Annotated in this window: 23 protein-coding genes; 6 read left to right on the forward strand and 17 right to left on the reverse strand. The window is 72.0% G+C overall.

Features of this window, described 5'->3' with window-relative positions; all coding sequences use genetic code 11:
• Positions 1 to 88: 88 nt before the first annotated feature.
• The 14 genes from BM093_RS29700 to BM093_RS29760 all read right to left on the reverse strand — a co-directional run bounded on the left by BM093_RS29700 (position 89) and on the right by BM093_RS29760 (position 11,371).
• Positions 89 to 502 carry a single-stranded DNA-binding protein gene (locus BM093_RS29700; RefSeq protein ID WP_093354344.1) on the reverse strand — a complete coding sequence of 138 codons (414 nt, stop codon included), beginning with the start codon at positions 500 to 502 and terminating at the stop codon, positions 89 to 91.
• 319 nt (positions 503 to 821) lie between these two features.
• Complete coding sequence (locus tag BM093_RS29705; RefSeq protein WP_093354351.1) at positions 822 to 1,448, reverse strand: hypothetical protein; 627 nt, start codon at positions 1,446 to 1,448, stop codon at positions 822 to 824.
• Positions 1,449 to 1,526: 78 nt separating this feature from the next.
• Positions 1,527 to 2,096, reverse strand: coding sequence for a hypothetical protein (locus BM093_RS29710; RefSeq protein ID WP_093354356.1), 570 nt, complete (start codon positions 2,094 to 2,096; stop codon positions 1,527 to 1,529).
• A gap of 54 nt (positions 2,097 to 2,150) precedes the next feature.
• Positions 2,151 to 2,570: a hypothetical protein gene (locus tag BM093_RS29715; protein ID WP_093354359.1), complete on the reverse strand. Its 420-nt coding sequence runs from the start codon at positions 2,568 to 2,570 to the stop codon at positions 2,151 to 2,153.
• Between the two features lie 273 nt (positions 2,571 to 2,843).
• Entirely contained in the window at positions 2,844 to 3,353 is a 510-nt protein-coding gene (locus BM093_RS29720) for a hypothetical protein (protein WP_093354363.1), read from the reverse strand.
• A gap of 83 nt (positions 3,354 to 3,436) precedes the next feature.
• On the reverse strand, positions 3,437 to 5,170 hold the full coding sequence (locus BM093_RS29725) for a ParB/RepB/Spo0J family partition protein (protein ID WP_093354373.1): 1,734 nt from the start codon (positions 5,168 to 5,170) through the stop codon (positions 3,437 to 3,439).
• Positions 5,171 to 5,467: 297 nt separating this feature from the next.
• On the reverse strand, positions 5,468 to 5,854 hold the full coding sequence (locus tag BM093_RS29730) for a hypothetical protein (RefSeq protein ID WP_093354377.1): 387 nt from the start codon (positions 5,852 to 5,854) through the stop codon (positions 5,468 to 5,470).
• A 35-nt stretch (positions 5,855 to 5,889) separates the two neighbouring features.
• Entirely contained in the window at positions 5,890 to 6,654 is a 765-nt protein-coding gene (locus BM093_RS29735; RefSeq protein WP_093354380.1) for a hypothetical protein, read from the reverse strand.
• A gap of 133 nt (positions 6,655 to 6,787) precedes the next feature.
• A complete protein-coding gene (locus tag BM093_RS29740; RefSeq protein WP_093354385.1) occupies positions 6,788 to 7,444 on the reverse strand; it encodes a hypothetical protein in 657 nt (218 codons plus the stop codon).
• A gap of 90 nt (positions 7,445 to 7,534) precedes the next feature.
• Complete coding sequence (locus BM093_RS29745; protein WP_093354389.1) at positions 7,535 to 8,293, reverse strand: hypothetical protein; 759 nt, start codon at positions 8,291 to 8,293, stop codon at positions 7,535 to 7,537.
• Positions 8,290 to 9,420 carry an ArdC-like ssDNA-binding domain-containing protein gene (locus BM093_RS29750; protein ID WP_093354393.1) on the reverse strand — a complete coding sequence of 377 codons (1,131 nt, stop codon included), beginning with the start codon at positions 9,418 to 9,420 and terminating at the stop codon, positions 8,290 to 8,292. Before BM093_RS29750 ends, BM093_RS29745 begins: the two co-directional genes overlap by 4 nt.
• Positions 9,421 to 9,761: 341 nt before the next feature.
• Positions 9,762 to 9,926 carry a hypothetical protein gene (locus BM093_RS36305; RefSeq protein ID WP_177238782.1) on the reverse strand — a complete coding sequence of 55 codons (165 nt, stop codon included), beginning with the start codon at positions 9,924 to 9,926 and terminating at the stop codon, positions 9,762 to 9,764.
• Between the two features lie 85 nt (positions 9,927 to 10,011).
• Positions 10,012 to 10,281 carry a hypothetical protein gene (locus tag BM093_RS29755; RefSeq protein WP_093354398.1) on the reverse strand — a complete coding sequence of 90 codons (270 nt, stop codon included), beginning with the start codon at positions 10,279 to 10,281 and terminating at the stop codon, positions 10,012 to 10,014.
• Positions 10,282 to 10,444: 163 nt separating this feature from the next.
• On the reverse strand, positions 10,445 to 11,371 hold the full coding sequence (locus BM093_RS29760; protein ID WP_093354403.1) for a DUF4192 domain-containing protein: 927 nt from the start codon (positions 11,369 to 11,371) through the stop codon (positions 10,445 to 10,447).
• A 338-nt stretch (positions 11,372 to 11,709) separates the two neighbouring features.
• Here BM093_RS29760 and BM093_RS29765 point away from each other — a divergent pair, with 338 nt between their 5' ends.
• The 3 genes from BM093_RS29765 (at position 11,710) to BM093_RS29775 (ending at position 12,935) form a co-directional block, all read left to right on the forward strand.
• Positions 11,710 to 12,213 carry a hypothetical protein gene (locus BM093_RS29765; RefSeq protein ID WP_245773881.1) on the forward strand — a complete coding sequence of 168 codons (504 nt, stop codon included), beginning with the start codon at positions 11,710 to 11,712 and terminating at the stop codon, positions 12,211 to 12,213.
• 135 nt (positions 12,214 to 12,348) lie between these two features.
• On the forward strand, positions 12,349 to 12,636 hold the full coding sequence (locus BM093_RS29770; RefSeq protein WP_245773882.1) for a hypothetical protein: 288 nt from the start codon (positions 12,349 to 12,351) through the stop codon (positions 12,634 to 12,636).
• Positions 12,636 to 12,935 carry a hypothetical protein gene (locus BM093_RS29775; protein ID WP_093354408.1) on the forward strand — a complete coding sequence of 100 codons (300 nt, stop codon included), beginning with the start codon at positions 12,636 to 12,638 and terminating at the stop codon, positions 12,933 to 12,935. The genes BM093_RS29770 and BM093_RS29775 overlap by 1 nt, the downstream gene beginning before the upstream one ends.
• 87 nt (positions 12,936 to 13,022) lie before the next feature.
• On the opposite strand, the gene BM093_RS29780 is transcribed toward BM093_RS29775, so the two are convergent.
• From BM093_RS29780 to BM093_RS29790, 3 genes are read right to left on the reverse strand one after another with little or no spacing between them, the layout of a single operon-like run.
• On the reverse strand, positions 13,023 to 13,877 hold the full coding sequence (locus BM093_RS29780; RefSeq protein ID WP_143105588.1) for a Scr1 family TA system antitoxin-like transcriptional regulator: 855 nt from the start codon (positions 13,875 to 13,877) through the stop codon (positions 13,023 to 13,025).
• An 8-nt stretch (positions 13,878 to 13,885) separates the two neighbouring features.
• Positions 13,886 to 14,443, reverse strand: coding sequence for a DUF6879 family protein (locus BM093_RS29785; protein ID WP_093354415.1), 558 nt, complete (start codon positions 14,441 to 14,443; stop codon positions 13,886 to 13,888).
• Entirely contained in the window at positions 14,444 to 14,821 is a 378-nt protein-coding gene (locus tag BM093_RS29790; protein WP_143105589.1) for a hypothetical protein, read from the reverse strand.
• 306 nt (positions 14,822 to 15,127) lie between these two features.
• Here BM093_RS29790 and BM093_RS29795 point away from each other — a divergent pair, with 306 nt between their 5' ends.
• The 3 genes from BM093_RS29795 to BM093_RS29805 are packed head-to-tail and all read left to right on the forward strand — an operon-like array spanning position 15,128 to position 18,493.
• The gene (locus tag BM093_RS29795; protein ID WP_245773883.1) at positions 15,128 to 15,436 is read left to right on the forward strand and encodes a hypothetical protein; all 309 of its coding nucleotides are present in this window, start codon (positions 15,128 to 15,130) and stop codon (positions 15,434 to 15,436) included.
• Positions 15,423 to 16,418: a hypothetical protein gene (locus BM093_RS38250; RefSeq protein WP_093354430.1), complete on the forward strand. Its 996-nt coding sequence runs from the start codon at positions 15,423 to 15,425 to the stop codon at positions 16,416 to 16,418. Before BM093_RS29795 ends, BM093_RS38250 begins: the two co-directional genes overlap by 14 nt.
• On the forward strand, positions 16,415 to 18,493 hold the full coding sequence (locus BM093_RS29805; protein ID WP_093354436.1) for a type IV secretory system conjugative DNA transfer family protein: 2,079 nt from the start codon (positions 16,415 to 16,417) through the stop codon (positions 18,491 to 18,493). The genes BM093_RS38250 and BM093_RS29805 overlap by 4 nt, the downstream gene beginning before the upstream one ends.
• The last annotated feature ends 161 nt before the right edge of the window (positions 18,494 to 18,654 follow it).

The following is an 18,654-nucleotide window of genomic DNA, read 5'->3' on the forward strand; positions in this document are numbered from 1 at the left end:
CACCAAAGGGCCAGTCAGGCGATGAGTCACACCCGCCGCTGCTGATCACCAGCCCATCACTTCCGGACTGGCAGGTCCACCCTCACAGTCAGGCGACCGGTTCGGGGGCGGTGGTCGAACCGGCGTGCTCACGGCGGGGCGAGCGCGTGACGGTGATCGCCGCCTTCCGGGTGTCGGCCGTGACGATCTTGGCCTGCACCTCGGTGCGCGGGATCTCGCGCGACTGACCGTCGTCGTCGGTCACGATGAACGAGTTGTCGGCCAGCTGGCCGATCACGACCACCGGGTCACCGGAGCTGAGGTTGCTGGCGTTCTCGGCGACCGGTCCGAACGCGACCACGTTGAGCCAGAGGGTCCGGCCGTCGCGCCACTCACCAGTGTCGCGGTCCTGGTAGCGCTTGTTGATCGCGAGGGAGAACTGGAGCCGCGCCCGCCCGGTGCGCTCGTGGAACTCGAACGTGGGCTGCTTGCCGATGTTGCCGATGTAGGTCTGGTCGCTCATGGGGTGCCTCCTGAAGGCGTGTCGGGCTGGTTGGTGACGCGGCCCTGCCTCAGTGCGCCGTGGTGGGGCCCGAAGGGGCGGCGGGGGTTCGGCCTGGCCCGAGCGGGTGGGATCGGCCGCCAGGGCGACGAGCAGCGCGAGCTCGTCTCACCCGCTCGGTGTCGGTGCCGGTTCATCGCCGCGACCCCCACCGCGGTGTGCTGACCTTCGGGCGTCTCCACACCGAGCCCCGACACGTATTCGGGGAGGCACTACGGGTGACGAGCCGCTGAACACTCATGCCCCGACCGCCGAGCCCGTGTCGAATGCCCGGCCGCTGTTACCGGGGGTGCCGTACCCCGGCCAGCACGGTCCTGCCCTGGGTGATCGCGTCGTCGACGCCGTAGATGCCCCAGCAGGCCTCGACTTCGACCCAGTCCCCACCCCCGCCACAACCGGCGTGTTCGCCTGCCGGCCCGGCGGGGCACGGTGTCCACTGTTCGGCGATGTAGCCGACGACCTGCCCGCGGGCCCACTGGTCGTAGGTGGCGACCTCGGCGCCCAGCAGGGCCTCGGCCTGCTGGGCGCCGGGATAGATGCCCCCGCATGCGGTGCGCAGCTCGTCGCGGGTGAGGTAGGCCAGTCCGGCCTGCCCGGCGTCCCACGGGTCGGTGAAGCAGCCGACCGGCTCCCCGGCGCGCAGGGCGAGATCGCCGTGGGCGTAGCCGTAGACCGGGACCACGACGGCGTCACAGAACGCGGTCAGGTAGCGGGCGGCCAGCCGCCACCCGCCGCGTTCACACAGTTCCCGCAGCCGGCCGGTGTGGTCCTCCCACGGCATCTGGTGTCGGGCGACGTCGAGCACCAGGTGCCCGACGGTGTCCCAGTCGCGGGGTGACTCGGGTGCGTCGTCGGGCAGGATCCGGACCCGGCCGCCGGGGACCTCGGCAATCTCGATCTCACGCATGTGGGGTTCCTCTTCTCGAGACGACGACCGGGGCGGCACCGTGTGCGGTGCCGCCCCGGTCGGGAGCTGGTCGTGGGGTCAGTGCCAGACGACGTCGCGGGTCTGGTCGCGGGCGAACAGGGCGACCTCGCGCAGCACGGTCAGCCGGTCCTGTAGGTAGCCCGCGGAGCGGCCGCAGTCGTACTGCGTGCCGGCCGTGTTGAGGTAGCGGGCCGGTACGCCCGCGTCGGCGGGGGCCAGCGCCAGGGCCAGCTCGACGCGGCCGAGCATCTGCTCGGCGTCGAGGTCACCAAACAGGGGCGTGTCCTGCTCCGGGGGCGGTGCGGCGGGTGCCGGCTCGTCGACGTCGTCGGCACCGAGTTCGGCGACCAGGCCGAGCGCGCGCAGCAGCAGCATCGCGTGGCGCCTGCTGACATTGAGGCTGGGTTCGGTGTCGGTGCTGTAGTGCACGACCACGAACGGCCGGTAGGCGTGCTCGCCGCAGTCCGGGTCGGTGCAGTACCGGTAGTGGTCGGCCAGCCCGGCGGTGGCGGCGTCGTAGTCGGCGAAACAGCGCCGGTCGGTCGACGGATATGCCGAGCACTCGATGCTCGCGCCCAGCTCTACCGGCCCGCCGGCAGGCTGGTCGGGGCAGAAGGTGACAGACATGGCAGGCCCTCCCAGAAGGCGTGACGGACCGGGCACCGGCCCGGGTAGGCCGGGTCAGTAGTCGTTGGACAGGGCGGCGTACTGCTCGGTGGTTTCGAACCGGTCGTGCAGCGGGATCGCCGACCCGCCGCAGCCCAGGTGCGCGGACAGGTTCCGGAACCGGGAGTCACTGCTGTAGATGAACGCCCCGGAGGCCATCGGGCCGACCCGATCGGGTCGGGTCAGGTCGGGGGCGGCGATCCCGTACATGCCGGCCCGTGCGATCAGCCGCACCGCCGGCGCGTTCTCGTCGGGGGCGATCACGGCGCCGCCGTAGTAGTCGACGAGGTCGCCGACCAGGGTCACGCGGGTGACCCGCCCGGACAGCCCGCCGGCGGAGTAGTCCGCGCCATCGGCGGCGCGCAGGACGCTCACGCGCAGGCCACGCCGACCGTTCTGCGTGCTCGTGTTCGACGTCGTGGTGATCTGGTTCATCGAGGACCTCCAGGTCGTGTCGGGCTGGTGGGTGACGCGGCCCTGCCTCAGCACGCCGGGGTGCGGCCCGAAGGGGCGGCGGGGGTTCGGTGCTGGCCCGAGCGGTGTGGGAACCGCCTGCGGCGGTCCGAGCCCCCCGGCGAGGCGTGTCCCACCCGCTCGGTGTCGGCGCCGGTTCATCGCCGCGGACCGCACCCCGGTGTGCTGACCTTCGGGCGTCATCCACCGAGCCCCGCCACGCCGGGGGCGTGCACCCGCCGTGGCGGCCGCGCCCTATCGGGGTGTGGCGGTGTGGCCGCGGGCGATGGCCAGCAGCGCCTCGGGGTGGGTGAACCAGGCGCGCACGACGTCGAGGGCGTCGCTTCGGTGGAAGTGGGCAGCGACCCGCTCGAGGCCCTCGGGGATGCGCTGGTTGATCTCGCCGATCAGGTCGCGGATCGGGTAGTCGAACCCGTCGCCGCCGTAGAGCTGGGCGTATTCGGCCAGCGCCAGGTGCTCGAACAGCTCGCGGTCACTGAGCGCGAGCACCGCCCCACGGGCGGCCGGAGCGGGGAGCTGGTAGATCGTGGCGTCGTTGAGCGTGACCTGCAGCGGCGGGTTGTCCGGGTAGGTCTCGGCGAGGTCGGTGGTGTCGATGCCGACCCGCAGCGTCGGGCCGGGCGTCCAGTACACGCTGACCAGCGCCCCGCCCACCCCGATGGCGGGGCGTTCGTCGTCGCAGGTCTGCGACCAGAACTGCGCCTGGCGATTGATCTGGTGGTGCTGGTCCTGGGTGGCGGTCATTGACGCGGTCTCCTTGATCTGCTGAAACGACCAGGGCGGGGCGGGTGTGCGTGCACACCCGCCCCGCCCCGTGGTGGTGAGAGTCAGTCGGTCTGCTCGTCGGGGGTGGCCGCGACGGAGCAGGAGTCGGGCTCCTCGTCGGCGTCGGCTGCGGTCTCGGCGGTGTCGTCACCGGGATCGGACCCGAGTTCGGGGTCAGTCACCTCGCCGGCCTCGTCCGGCCCGGCGGCATCGGCGCCGTCGGTATCGGCGTCGCCGGTGTCGTGGTCGGTGCTGGTGGGCTCGGCGTCGGGGTCGAGGGCGAGCTGTTCGACCTCGGACAGCGGGTAGCCCCACGCGCGCAGCTGCGCGAGGTACTGCTGGGTGGCCCGGTCGGCGCTGCGCCAGTTCCCGCGGTGGGTGCCGTCCTCGTAGGCGGCCAGCACCATCGCCAGCGACAGCATCGTGGCGCGGGCCCCGCTGGCGGCGCGGGCCGCTTCGGCCAGCGGGTTGGGCTGGCCGTTGTAGTAGCCCCACCCGGCGGGTACCTCGAGTCCGAGCAGCTCGCAGGCCAGGGCGTTGCCCGTCTCCATCGCCCGGCGCAGGGCGTGGGCGCCCTGCCCGAGCTCGGCGGCGACGTAGATCGCAGCGCCCTTGGGCGCGGCCTTCTTGGCCAGCAGCTCGGCCAGCCAGTCGCGCCGCACGCTCTGGGCGGAGTCCCACTCCTTGTTGTTCGCGATCACGCGGCGCCGCTCGAGGCGTGCTGCTTCCTTCTCCCGGGCCTCGCGGGCCGCGCGGTCCTCGTCGCTCTCCCCCGAGAGGGCTGTGGCGGCGGCGCCGGTATGGGTGCGCATGCTCTCGCACAGCGGGGCGTGCCCATGGGCCGCGGGGTCCAGGCACAGCCAGCGGTACCGGGCTTCGGGTGGCTGGCCGTAGGGGCGGATGATCCGCACTTGCGCGGCGTGGCCTGGGCAGCTGCGGTGGGCTTCTTCCTCGAGGGCGGTGTCTTCCGGGTCCTCGGCGGTGGGCCGCAGCCGATACAGCTCGGTCGCGGCGTCGTAGCGGTCGTCGTCGCGGTCGATGACGAGCAGCACCCCCGCCGCGGCCAGCTCGGCGGCTGCGGCCGCGTACACCTGCTGCTCAGCGCGTTGGTCGCGCAGCCGCTGCGCGACGTGGCGGAACTGCGCCGGTTCGTCTACCGCGGCCCGGGTGAGCAGCTCGACGGCGTCGTCGTCGTCTTCGAACTCGGCGATCACCGACATCTGCACCAGGTCGAGGTCGTAGCTGGACCCGATCGCGACCGCCCGCTTGCTCTGGGCGGCCTGGGTGGTCTGGCGGACCCGGTCGGCCTTGGTGCGGGTGGCCTTGGCGATCTCGGACGCCTTGAGCCCGAAACCGAGCAGCTGCTGGTGGGCCGCGACTTCCTCACTGGCAGAAATGCTGCGGCGGTGTTGGTTCTCTACGAGCTGCTCGACGATCCGGGCGGCCTGCCCGGCTCGGTAGTCGTCGGTGTCGGTATCTGCCTCGTCGCCGTCTTCGGTGGCCGGTTCGGGGGAGATGATGACCGGCACCTGGGTCAATCCGGCGCGGACTGCGGCCAGGGTGCGGCGCTGGCCCTTGCGCACTACCAGGGTGCCGTCGCTGGCGCGGCGGCGGACGGTGATCGGTTCGCGTACGCCGTGGTCGCGGATCGAGGCGCAGAAGTGCGGGTCGAGGTTCGCCTCGAGGCGGGTGTTGACCTCCAGTTCGAGTGTGTCCGGGTCGACCAGGGCCAGCCGGCCGAACGCTGCGGCGTCGAGCACGGCTGTGTCGGTGGTCGGGGTCGGATCTGCGGTCATCAAAGACCTCCCACGATGGGTCGGCCCGCCCCGGGCCACGTGCACGCGTGGCCGGGGCGGTGCGGCCCCCGAAGCCCGGGGGCGCACCACGTGGCTCGGGCAGCTGTGTCCCCGGTCCGGCGGGGGTTCTGCCGTGGTCGCCCCGGTGTGGACCCGCCCCGGGTATCCCGGCTCGCGCCCGGTGTGGTGTGCGGGCGGGTTCACCCGGGGGGACCCCGCGGCAGGTTCATCGACGTGGCCGGGGGCAGAGCTGCCAGCGTGTGCCCGCCCCCTGTGCGGGGGCGGGCACCGGCTCGGCTACCCCCGCCCGGGGCGACGTCCGCAGTCGGCGCAGCGCCCGGTCCGCAGGTGGAAGTGGATCGAATCGCAGTGCGGGCACGGCTGCTGGAAGCGGAACTGCACGCAGTCACCACGCGGGGGGATCCAGACCTCCGCGTCGTCCTCGCCGTCACCGAGGGGCCACCAGTCCCGCTCGGCAGCCGGGTCGTCCGGTGCCGGGGCGGGTCGCTGGCTGCTGCGGCCGGGGCCCGCCGCGGGGGTGAGGTGGCCGGCGGCGATGAGCACGCCCACCATCTCGCGGGCAAGCACGGCGTGGCCCGGAGAGCTGCCCTGGGTGAGGTCGAGGTAGTCGGTCAGCGCCCGCACCGCGGGAGGGACGTGGAGCTCGGTCGGGTTCGTGAGCACGGAGAACCTCCGGTTCGTTCGGGGGTGTTGCCCGGTCAGGGCGTTGCAGGGTGGTTGTGTCCGTGCGGGCAGACCGGCTGGTGTGCGTGGGGGCACTGGTGTGGCGGCACCGCCGTGAGGTCCGTGGTCGCCGCAACCTCGGCCACGGCCCTGGTCAGGGCCGGGAGCAGTCGGGGGTGCACCCGTAGCTGCACGTCCGTGTACAGCGGGGGGCGGTCCCCGGTGCCGGGCTGACCGGCCAGGTAGGGCGCGAGAGCAAGGTGAACCTGACTGATCCGGAAGCGCTCGAGCGCACCCCGGTGCGGGTGCGCGGTGGTCAGCCTCAGTGCGGGCAACCGCGAGGACGTGGAGGTGGTGACGGTGCCGGGCAGCACGGCCAGGTGCTGCTCGGCCTCGGCCACGATGGCGGTCTCGGCGGCGGCGAGGGCGTCGGCGGCGCGCCGCCATGCCCGAGCCGCCGGGCGAACATGGCGGTAGGCGGTGATCAGTCGGCGGCGCAGGTCCGCGGCGATCCGCTCGGCGGGCCTGCCGGGATCGACCGTCACCTGGGCGCGTAGGGCGGCCAGGTCGGGTAGGTCCGGTACGTCGCGGGCGTCGGCGGGCTCGGCGCAGCGCACGATCAGCCGTCCGGTCTGCGGGCCGTAGCCGCGCATGTGCAGGTCCAGGAGGTCTCCGCTGGTGCTGCACAGCTGGACACGACCGGCGTCCTCGGCGACCCGCCAGGTCTGCTCGTCGAGCGCGGTCAGCGCGGCCGCGACCCGCGCGGCGACCGCACCGACGTCGCTTTCGATGGGCTTCACGCGCTCACCTGCCCGGCCTCGTGCGCCGTCGCGGCATCGGTGGCCAGCAGTCCTGCCCTGCGCAGCCCGGCGGCCACACCTGCGGCCAGATCGGTCACGGTGAGCACCCCGAGTTGCGGGTCGCGGTCGCGGGTCAGGGCCCGTTCGAGGGCCTGGTCCAGCGCGCGGCAGCGAGGTAGGACGCGATCACAGTCGCGGTCGGGTCGGCGCTGGTCGGGTCCGGTCCGGGATCGACGCGGGCGGCGAGCGCGTCGAGCGGCGCGCCGTCGAGTGGCTCGTCGTCGTCGACCTCGACATCGGTCAGCCCGATCGCCTCGAACGCCAGCTCGAGATGCTGGGTCAGGTCGGCGCCGCAGATGCTGCCGGCGTCGGCCTCGCGCAGCTGGGTCCAGGCCACGAACAGCCCCAGGATCCACTGTTCCGCCGCCGTAGTCGTGCTCAGCTGCCACGCGATGTGCTCGGCCGGGTTGGCCAGTGCGAGCAGGGCGTCGCGCTGGCGTCGGCTGGCCGGGGCGGTCGCGAGCGTGCGGTGGCGGCTCAGCACCGGCAGCACGCTCTCCACCGCTGTGCTGTCGGTCAGTCCGGTGTCGGTGAGCTCGCCGTGCCGGTTCCACGCGCTGTAGGCCCACCCGATGCGCTGACCGTCGTGCTCGTGCGGGGCGAACCACACCCGGGCGCCGGTGTCGGCGGAGAACAGGAACCGGGCATCGCTGTCGCCGGCCTGGGTCAGGTGGTCCGGGTCGATGCCGCGGATCGAGAAGATGCGGCGGACATCAGCCAAGGTCGTCATCAGCGGTCGTCCAATCTGGTCGGTGCAGCAAAGGGCAGCGCCCCGAGCCCGAGGGGAGTCGGGCTCGGGGCGCGTGGTGTGGGGAGAAGGTCAGGCCGCGGGTGCGTGCGGTGTGGGCCGGTAGACCTGCGCGACGTGGACGGTGTGTCCGTCCGGTGCCCAGGGCGCGCCGGCGACCGCAGCGGGCATCACCTGCCACCCGGCCTGGCGCAGGGCCGCGGTCGCGGACCGGGCCATCTGCTCGCTGATCCCGCCGCGGGCCGGGCCGGGCGGGGCGTGCACGAGCTGCGTCCCCTCGGCCGGGTCGTCGATGTAGATCAACCCGGCCGGGCGGTTCCACTCGGCGCAGATCGGCCGGGTGGTGGACACGAACCCAGAGGTGGGAGGGCCTGCCGCGACCGTGCGGTGCAGCGTGGTGATCCGGTCGCGCCACGCCAGGCCGGTGACGGCCGCGACCGTGGCCGGGTCGGCGAGCACGGTGTCCAGGCGTGGCAACGAGTCTGCGGGCACATACACGGCCCCGGAGCTGTCGCACTCGCCGGTCCAGGTCCCCAGATCCGGAGCGTGCAGCGCGACCGTGCCGAGGAATTCCTCGTAGGGTTCTTCCCAGGCCAGCCAGGTGGCGCCGGGCGCGACCTCACGCAGCAGCGCCGGGAGGTGCTCGCTGGCCACGGCCCCGACACCGCCCCGGGTGCTGGTGTAGGTGGCGCCGAGGTAGATCCCGGCCCGCTGGCCGTCCGGGTCGTCGTCGACACACACCAGCTCGTGATCGTCGAACAACGCCGCCAGCGGGGTCGCCTCCACAGAGGGGAGGTCGACCACGCTCACCGCGACCTCGACCGCACTCACGCCGCCACCTGCTCGGCCGGGGTGGTGCCCGCCTCGGGCTGGGGGTCGCGTTTGCCGTCGAACGGCGCGATCGGGGCGAGCTCGTCGACGATGTCGCGCGCGACGCGCAGCACGGTGGTGGCGGCGGCCCGCACCACGTCCATGTCGCCGTCGGCCCAGCCCATGACGTAGGCGTCGGTGTAGGGCTCGGAGTCCAGCCCGAACGCCTTGCACACGATGTGGGCCACCGACTCGGCCTCGGTCTCGCCGCGGCCGCGGTGCTGCACCGGGGCCACGAAGCTGACCTGGTCGAGGTGCCCGCACCGGATGTGCGCGAGCTCGTGGATGGCGGTCTTGATCCGCTGGGCGTGGCTGACGTCGTCACGCACCCGCACCAGCCGCGTGCCCGCCCCGGCGACGGTCACCCCGTTGGCCGTACCCAGGTAGTCACTGCCGGGCTCGGCGAGGGCGTAGTCGTAGCCCTCGGCGCGGATCATGGCGACCACGTCGTCGTAGATCCCGGTCGGGTCGTCACCATCGAGCAGGACCGCCTGCTTGCCGCCGTGCAGCTTCACCTGGCGCCGCACCTGCACGGTGGGCACCTCGTAGTTGTCGGCCCACGGCACGATCGGGGCGGTCTGGGACAGCTCAAAGGTCCGCTCGAACTTCCAGCGCATGACCACCACCGGCAGCCGGTTCTGCGCGTCGCGCACGATCTTGCGGCCGGTGCGCTGCTCGTAGTCGGTGACCTCGTCCTCGCGCAGCCGCCGCTTGACCGGCGCCCAGATCTTGAACCCGGTCTCGCCGGCCATCACGGTGCGCTTGTGCTTGCGCCAGCCCGAGGTCCCGTCGTGTGCGCCGTAGGCCATGAACATCCGCGGCTCGACCCCGCGCTCGGCCGCCTGTGTCATGAGCAGGATCTGGTTGCCCAGCGAGTAGCGCGCGCCCCACTCGGCGACGGTCTCGATGAACTCCAGCCACTCGACCGGGTCGGCGGCCAGGCGCTCGAGGCGGGCCATCATGTCCTCGTGCGCAACCTGCATCGCCTCACGACGTGCCTGCAGCTGCTCCTCGGTCGGCGCCGGCCGCGCACGCTTGCGCGTGCGGGTCTTCGCCGACTTCCGGGTGCGGGTGGTGGTCTGTCCCATGAGGCTCCGATCAGACGAATCAACCGCTCCCACCGGCCCCTGGGGAAGTGGGGCCGGTGGAAGCCCCACCGCGGTCGCGGTGGGACGTGACTCGCCCGCAGCCCGGCGGGCGGCGCGGCGGGGCCGCGCGCTCGCCCGACCGGCGTGACACCACCCTGCGATCCACAGGTGAGGTGGTCTCGGGAGCTGGTGGTGTCACCCGTGTCGGGTGGGCACGGCGCGGCATCGTCGGGGAAGCCGCCCGAGGGGGCTGCAGAGTCACCACGGCCCACCTCGCCCGCGGTGCGGCTACGCCGGACCCTGCCCATGACTGGAACCCGTCAGGCCGCCGGGTAGGCGGATCACCTGCCGGTCTTCCAGAAGTTGCGTGCCCGCTCGTCGGCGGCACGGTCCTGGGCCTCGATACGGGCCAGGTCGGCGCGGAGCTGCTTCGACTGGTTTTCGAAGTAGCTGTGCCTGCGACGCTCGTCGGCGGCGATGAGTCGCTTCTCCTCGTTGTTGCTCATGGTGTGGTCCTCCGGGTCGGGTCAGCGCTGACCGGCGATCAGCGCGTACAAGCAGGTGAAGTGGGAGTGCGGCCGGGTGTGGTGATCACCGCGCGCGTCCCCGTGCCATACGCACGACCGCCCAGGCCACCTCGGTGATGGCGGCATCGTCATCGGTGTCGTATGGGGCCGCGTCGTAGCGGGCCGCGGCGTCGAGCAGGTCCTGGTCACCGACCGATCGGGCCAGCGCCGCCGCGCACTCCTCGGCCGCGTGCTCGCACGGCTCGGCGGGGGCCGTGATCCCGTCTCCGTAGCAGCCTGCCGTTGCCATCCGGGCACGGATGAACGCCGGGGTCAGATCCGCAGCGGTGATCACGTCGTGTCGTCGATCGCCCTGCCTCGACGGGCCGGTGGGCGGTATCCGGTCTCCGGTCGGTGGGGATGTGCTGGTCATGGGGGGTGCTCCGTCCCTGGGGGTCAGTGGGTGGGCTGGGAGGCCCGGGGTCGTCAGCCCCGGGCCTCCCAGCCGTGTCGGCGGGTCAGAACCGGGTGAGCAGTCCGCGAATCGTGTCCGGGGTGGCGGCGCTCGCGGCGACCTCGCTGACCAGCCGTGGCAGCAGCGCGGCCGGGTCGGCGGTGGTGGCGCGCTCGGCCGCGACCGAGGCGTGGGCACCGTCGCCGTGCAGCAGCGCGGCCAGGGCCAGGTAGGCGGCCGGTTTCGCCGACCACGGCGCCGGGGTCTCCCGGACCAGGGATTCGAGGACGACCCGTATCTGCGAGGTGTGCTCGCGCAGCTGCTCGACCACTGCCCGCTGATCGGTCAGGGCCGCGATCAGGCGAACGACCAGCTCGTCATCGAGCTGGTGGCGAGCGTGGTACTCCGCGACGGTGGCCGCCAGCGACGCCGGCACTCCAGTCGTCAGCGTCGTGTGCTTGGTGAGCAGCTGCGCCCGGCGGGCCAGCGTGACACCGTCGACCGGGGTCAGGGTCTGCTCGATCGCCTCGCGGTCGGGCAGCATGACCTGTTCGGTCCACGCCATGTGTGCCGCGACCGTGGGGTGCGGCTCCGGGACGGTGCCAGCGTCGCCGCACCCGTGGTCGAGGCAGCGCCACCGATCACCGCTGCGGGTGCCGGTGGTGTGGATGGCGCCGGTGACCTTGACTCCGGCCGCGGTCAGGACCAGCCGCGCATCCCGGAAGACATCCTCTCGGGGATCCCTGCTGACCACGACGAGCAGTGCGCTGTGGCGGTACTCGGCCGGGAGGGCCCGCACCGCCTCGGCTGTCGCCGACTCGATCTCCCCGACCCCAGGCAGGTCGGTGCGCAGCACAGGGCCCATGCGGGTGCTGCCGCCCGCGAAGGAGACCAACACCAGCGACTCCGACGGGTGGAAGGTGAGCGTGCACGCGACCATGGCGACAAGATCGCCGGGGCTGGTGATCCGAACAGAAGATGGGGTGGTCATGGCAAGGGCCTCCTCGAGGTCAGGGCTGGTCGGTGTGACGCGGCCTGCCCGAGCGGGCCGGGGTGGGGTCCCCGGCAGGGGAGCGGCGGGAGTGGGCGGCTCCTACGCGGCGGGGTGGGAACCCGCCTGCGGGTCCGAGCGACAGCGAGGCCTGTCCCACCCGCCCGGATCGGGGCCGGCCGCTATCGGCGCCGCAGCCCCACCGCGGTCTGCTAGCCTGCCAGCGATCACCCCCCGACCGGCCCGGGCTCGAGATGCTCGGCACGGGCACCCGAGCTTTCCCCCGGTGCGTCACGCAATGCGCGACACTGACCCCGGCCCCGGAGGGGGCGGGGCCAGTGGGGGAAGGGGTTGTCATCGACACGATCACGGCATGGGCGAGCCCAGGGCTGGTCACCGACACCGCCGCCGCGCCGCCGCGCCGGGTCGCCTACGTGACCGTGACCTTCGCGGTCACCGTCACCACCGGTGATCCGCGCCCCGGCGCGGAGCCGGTCGACGCGCTCACCGCGGCACTACTCGGGCGGGGTTTCACCCTGCTAACCAGCGACGACCCCCTCGACGAGATGCAGTCCGTGCCGGAGCTGTCGCCGTGGTGGTGCGAGCTCGCGGCGAACCAGCTGCGGATCGCGGCCCCCGGTGAGCTGTTCTACGACGGCGACCTCGGCGCGGGCGTACCCGAGCAGTGGCATGCCACCGCCCGGGCCCGCGGCCGACTCATCGTCCTGGCCGCGACCCAGCTCGACCTGCACCGCCCCGACCGCGGCGAGCAGGCTCGCCAGGCACAGCAGGCCGGGCGCCTGGTGGCCACGCAGGTCCCGATCCGGCCGCGCGGCGCGTAGCGACGTCCGGCTCCAGCTCACCTCATCCGATGTCGAACTTTCGTTCGAGCAGCGGTAGGGTTGCTGCGGCTCGTCGGGCGTGGGGGAAGCACGCTTGGCGAGCTTTCTGGCCAGGGGATCGCAGGGAGCGTGGTCGTGGTGGGCGAGAACCGTCGCTATGAGCGATACGCGAGGCCGGTCGATCCGGAGACCGAGACGGAAGCGTCCGCGCTGCGTACGATCGCCGGCCTCCTCGAGGGCGGCACCGCGCTGATCACTGACCGCCGACTGGCAGGACGCGTCGCGGAGATCTTCCGAGCTACCGCGGTGGAGCTGTCCGCGGGCCGGCCGGTGCCGCTGCCGGTGCGTCGCAGCGTGCGTCGCACCGCCGACACGGTGCGGGGCCTGCTCGATCCTCGCCGCCGCAGCGAGGGCGGCGGCTGATGCGGGCCGAACAGGAACGAGCCGCCGCCCGGCTACGCGACGAGCGTGCACTCGTGGTCGAGTTCGCCCAACGACTGCGCAAGCGCGCCGTCCACGGCACCTACGCCGGCCTGCGCGGCCAGGACGTCGGCCTGACCATGGCGGCGATGCTCGACAGCATCGCGCTCGTCCTTGACCAGGTCCCCGAACAGGTACGCCGCGACGCCGTCGCCGCCGCCCGCCACGACCGAGACGGCCCCGACGGACCGAACGACCCGCGCCGTAACCGGAAGGGCCTGACCAGCGGCGACGGTCACTGACCCGCGCCGGAAGATCCGGTCTACGTGGGCTGATCACTGCCGTTGCTCCTCCCGAACGCCTCGTCCTACAAGGCCGGGTGCAGGTGCTTACATGGAGCGGTACTGGCTGGCCATCCCGTCAAGCAGGTTTGCCGCTTCTCGCCCTCTGAGCGCGGGCTCGTGGTACTGCGTGAACAGGCGACGGAAGTAGTCAACATCCTCGGGGTCGTCTATGTCGGCAGCTCCGACCTCGAGCCCGAGGACGACTACGTCGTCGTAGATGTGAAACCCTCCGGCGGTCAGCGGCTCGGATACCGGCCGGCTCATCGGCAAAATGCGCAGGTCGACGTGGGGCACTTCTGTGATTGAGCGAAGTGCTTCGAGTTGCTCGACCATGAGCGCTGATGAACCCAGTTGGACCCGCAGCGACCCTTCGGTCTGCACGAGGCGGTAGTGACGGTCGGTATCGGCAAGCATGGATCGCAGACGCTCCCGACGGTCTGCCACCGCTGGATGACTTTCAGGCACTTGCATTGCCAATGCGGCATAGGCGGGCGTCTGGAGAAGTCCCAGCACCATCCCGGTCTGGACAGCGTCAACGGTCTGCGCTGTCCCTTCGATCCGGCGCCATCTCTGCTGGGAGTGCAGGGTGTTTCCTCGCTGGATGACAAGGCGCCTATCCGTTCGACGCTGCTTAGCCTCGGTCACAGCCTGTTCAATCGAGGCGAGCGTCTCGGGTGCGGCCTCGTACACGAGGCACAAGGTCCGGACGATCACCTGGTCAGGTAGCTGCCCCCCTCGTTCAACGCGAGAGATCACCTGTTGGGTGATGGGCTCACCTGAGGAGTGAAGCCGTGTCGCGGCTTCCGCGGCCTGTGGCTGGGTCATTCCCGCGTCGATGCGCAGCGATCGCAGGGTCCGCGCCCAGCTCGGCCGCTCGGCATCGTTGCGGGAAGCAGGCATTCGGCTCCTTATCTCGTCAGCTGCCTGTGCAGCTCGGGGTGGCGATGCCACCAGCTTGTCACTGGCTCGGCGACCTCCCAGCACGCGGTGATCTCTCGCCTGGCCTCCCGGAGCAGGCGCGGCGCGCTCTCGGCACCGAGGAAAGCCCCTTGGGAGTCGTAGTGCATTCGTGCCAGATCTCGGTCGTTGATAATCCAATAGTCGAAATCAAGCAGCTGCGGAACGGGATGTTCTCCTGTTCGAAGGATCCGAATATCCTCCCCTGCTGTCACGTTCTGCAAGTAACCAAACTCGATCGAGTATCGTTCGTAGTCGGTCAACTGAGCTGAGAGAATCCGAACTCGCCGGCGAGCCTGGCCGTTGTTGCGCTCGCTCCGCAGGTCCTCGAGCGTCTCACATCGGTCGCTGGATACAGGCTCAGGCGCCCCGGCCTTCCATGCATCAAAATCGCCGCCGTCAGACGCGACGTGGTAGGCAGGCAGCCTCTCCATCCGGGTCAGCACGTCGCCAGGGCCCGAGTAGCGCTCAAGGATAAACGCGCCCAGGCTCGGGAGGTACTCAACCATTCAAATCACCGCCAGCTCTTGAGCGGAAGTACGGCCAATCTGTTCGCCGCGCCCGACAAGATCTCCGAACAACGCGAGGATGCTCACGTCAGTTACTGCGGTCGTGATGACGTAACGCCGCCCGGACAGGAGAGCCTCCCCGGCAACGCCCCGAGTGCGGTCAAGCAGACTGTTGGACTCATCCAGCAGCCCCTCGGGCACCCAGCCGACCACCTCGCCAGAGGCGAGCAGGTGCGTGAATGCCTCCCGCTCGGCGAGTGAGGTCTGCTTAGAGATCAGATACCTCCCGCCAGGGTCGATATCGAGCTCGTGCACTGATGGGCAGTCCCACTTGTTAGGGCAGTCGTTGGCGGTGGTGAGCAAGGTTCTGACGTGCATACGGGCTCCCTCCGTTGACGCGCGGCCCTTCAAGTCTGACCCCAGAGATACCGCAGGTCAACTTGCGTACGCAATATAAGATTGCGTATGATGAGAAGGACCTCGGCCGGTGTTGCAGCACCGGCCGAGGCGTGGATCGCACGACCCCCAGCCTTCGAGTTCCGAGGAGTACGACCCATGTCCAGGATCCCAGGGGGCCCTTCGCGGCCCGATCTTGCCCCGCTTCCGCACCGGCATCTGGCGGTTGCCACCTCCGATCCCTCCGCTGCGACGTCGCCGATGTCGGCGGTGGGGGAGTCGGTGCCGATGACGGCGGTCGAGGACGGTCTGGCGCACGAGGTCGGCGCGGAGGATCTGAGCGCGGGCAGTGAGGTCGGCCGGTATCGCGCGCTGTGTGGGGCGGTGATCGGTCCGGCGGCGTTGACGGTGCCGGCCGGTGCGCCGTGCCGGAGCTGCGCGGTGGAGGTGGCGCCGCCCGGCCCGGAGGCTGCGGGGGTGGATGCGCGGCGGTCGCGTCGCGCGGCGGCGTCGTGGCTGCGGGCGTTGCGGGCGCGCACGGCGCGTCGGGACGCGGGGGCGACGCTCTCGGGGGTGGCTGACGATGTGGCCGCTTAAGTCGGCGGAGAAGGTGCGCGACCAGGCCGAGCAGCTCAGCCTCGAGGCGCAGCGGGCGGCCCGGGTACGGGCGCTGGCCACGAATCCGGACGTGATCGCGCTGCAGGTCGAGCGGGTCCGCACGCAGGTGGACTGGTTGATGTGGTCCGGGATCGTGCTGGGGATGGCGTTCTGCATGACCAACGTGCAGGCCTTCGCCGCGGGGGATGCGGCGGAGTGGTCGTTGCCGTGGTTGGCGGCGTGGCTGCTGGATCCGATGGTGTCGTTGGTGCTGATCGCGGTGATCCGGGCCGAGCAGGTGACGGCGCGTTGGCAGGTCGCCAGCACGGCGTGGGCGCGCCGTACGCGGTGGGCGACGTTGGGCGCGACGTATGCGATGAACACCTGGGAGGCGTGGGCCGCGGTCGCTCCGTCGGCGATCGTGCTGCACTCGGTGCCGCCGCTGGTGGTGTTCGTGGCCTCGGAGGCCGCCCCCGGCCTGCGGGATCGGCTCACCGCCGCGGTGTATGCCGCGGCCGCAGCGGACCCCTCCCTGCGCGCGGCCCCGGTCACGGTGGGCGAGGTGGTGGCCGCAACCGAGCAGCTCGCGACGCCGCAGGAGGAACCCGCAGCGATCGCTGAGGGCACTGAGGAGACCTCCACTGCCCCGGACGTGCAGCAGGATGAGGAGGCCGCGGAACCCCCGCCCGTGGCCCAATGGGAGCGCGCCGAGCTTCTGGACGCGGGTCCGGAGGCCCGGATCGAGCAGGTGATGGATCTGCTGCGCGCTGGTCTGGTGCCGGGTCAGGACCTGACCGGTGAGCAGGTCGGGTTGATCTTCGGACAGTCCCAGCGGCACGGGCGTCGTGCTCTGCAGGAGGCCCGTCGTCGTCTCGGGCCGCGGCCCGACCCCTTGGTCGACGAGGTCGTGGACGAGGTGGTGCCGTCGGGCGGCGAGCTGGTGCTGCTCAGCACGGATCGTCGGCTGGAGGTGGGAGCATGACCGGCCCGGAGCTGCGCAGCGTGGCCCTGGACGAGTGCCCGGATGCCGCCGGGGTCGAGTACGCCCCGGCCCCTGACGCCCCTGCCGAGGTCGAGCCCGGTGGTGGCCGGGGGTCCTGGCCGCAGATCCGGGCGACGGCGGCCCGGTGGGCGGCCGCGTCGTGGTGGTGGGGGATCGCCCCGGTGCTGCGCGCGACGGTGTCGTCGTCGAGCTGGTCGCACCTGGTCGAGCGCGCGGCCCCGGTCCTGTGCGGGGGGCTGGTCCAGCTCACCGGGATGGTCTCTCTGGTGCTGGGCACTGCGCTGCTGTGCTGGCCCTCGGCGACGTCGACCGGAGTGGGCTGCGTGCTGCTCGCTGTCGGGGTGGTGCTGGGGCTGTATCGCAGCTGGCTCGGTGCTGGCGCGGGCGCCGCGCTCGGGGTGGGTCTGCTGTTTCTGCCGGCCTTGGCCGCGGCGGTCGCTGGTGGTGTGCTCGCGGTGCTCGGGGCCGTGGTGCTGGCGGCGCCGCTCGTGCGGCTGGCGTATCCGCACAGTGTGCGGGGCCGGGTCCGGTCGGGGTTCGGCTCGACGGGCTGGGCGGGCTGGTGGGACCGCCACCGGCATCTGTCGGCGCACGCGGTCCGCTCGGCGGCGGTGGCGACGCGGCCCAGCGTGGCCGCCGAGGTCACCCCGGCGGGGGTGGGCGCGCGCCCGGCCCCGGGCCGGGTGGAGCGTCTGCCGGTGGCCCAGTGCGGGACCTGGCTGGGCCGGTCGGTAGTCGGGCCGGTGCTCGACTCCGACTGCTACGCCGCGCACCGGGATTCGATCGGGCAGATCGCGCCGCCGCAGACCGGCAAGACGGCCCTGATGGGCCACCACATCCTCGATCACTGCGGGCCGGTGCTGGTGACCTCGACCAAGGTGGATCTGTTCGAGCACTGCGCCGGGGTCCGCGCCCAGCGTGGAACGGTGCAGTTGTTCAACCCGGAGGGCCTCGGCGATCTCGGGTCGTCGGTGTGGTGGTCGCCGATCGCCGGGTGTGCGCACCCGCAGACCGCGGCCGAGCGGGCCGGGCTGATGGTGGGGGCGACGACCTCGGGCGAGGACGACGGTGACCGGTGGGACGACTGGTCGGCCAACGTGCTGACCGCGCTGCTGATGGCCGCCGACATCGCCGGCCGGGACATGCACACGGTGGCGGACTGGGTGTTCCACCCGACCAGCGATGCCCGCAAGGGCGGTGCGGCCGAAGCGCTGGCCATCCTGCATCGGGCTCCGACCGGGCAAGTGCCGCCGGGCACGGTGCAGTCGTTGCGCAACGTGTTGTCCGGCGAGGCCACCAAGACCCGCGATTCGATCTTCCTGACGCTGTCGCGGGCGGTGCAGTTCATGACCGACCCGCAGATCGCGGCGCTGGCGACCCCGACCCCGGGGGCGACGGAGTTCGACGCGGGGGTGTTCGTGACCGGCTGCGGTGCGGCGTTCCTGGTGGGCTCGGATCGGGCGCATGCGACGGTGGCGCCGCTGCTGGCGGCGTTGACCGGGTACGTGTTCGAGACGGCCAAGCGGGTCGCGGCCACGCGCCCGAAGGGCCGCCTGGATCCGCCGCTGGGGATGTTTCTCGACGAGGCCGCGCTGATCACCCCGGTGCCGCTGGATCGCTGGATCGCCGATGCCGGTGGGCGCGGCATTCACATCGAGTGGGCGGTGCAGTCGCCCTCGCAGCTGGCTCAGCGCTGGGGTGCTCGGGGGGCGGACACGATCTGGAACGCCACCAACGCCAAGCTCGTCTACGGCGGGCTCACGTTGGACGAGGACCTGGAGAAGGTGTCCAAGCTGTGCGGGGACCGGTGGGAACCGGCCCCGACCGGGGACGGGACCGAGAAGTACACGCAGGTGCGGGTGTGCCCGCCGGATCGGGTGCGCCGGCTGCCGCAGTGGCACGCGTTGTTGATCCATCGCGCGACCCCGGCGACGGTGGTGCGGATCAGTCCGGTGTGGTCGCGCCCGGACCTGCTCCCGCCTCCGGCGATGCCGGCCCCGCCCGCGGCGGTGCCCGCGGTCGAGGCGCCCGCACCGGGCCAGGTGGCGGCATGACCGCCGCGCTCCCCGGGACGTTCCGCCGCCGCCGCAACGGTGGCAGGCTGAACTGGTGTCCACACGCGACTATCATTTCCGGCGCGTCGGCGTTCCCTACTGGAGAGGTGGGATTGTTCGAACTGCCGGATCCGCTACGTGAGGTGACTACCTCGGATCGG

This window comes from Pseudonocardia ammonioxydans (genome assembly GCF_900115005.1).
Taxonomy (GTDB): Bacteria; Actinomycetota; Actinomycetes; order Mycobacteriales; family Pseudonocardiaceae; genus Pseudonocardia; species Pseudonocardia ammonioxydans.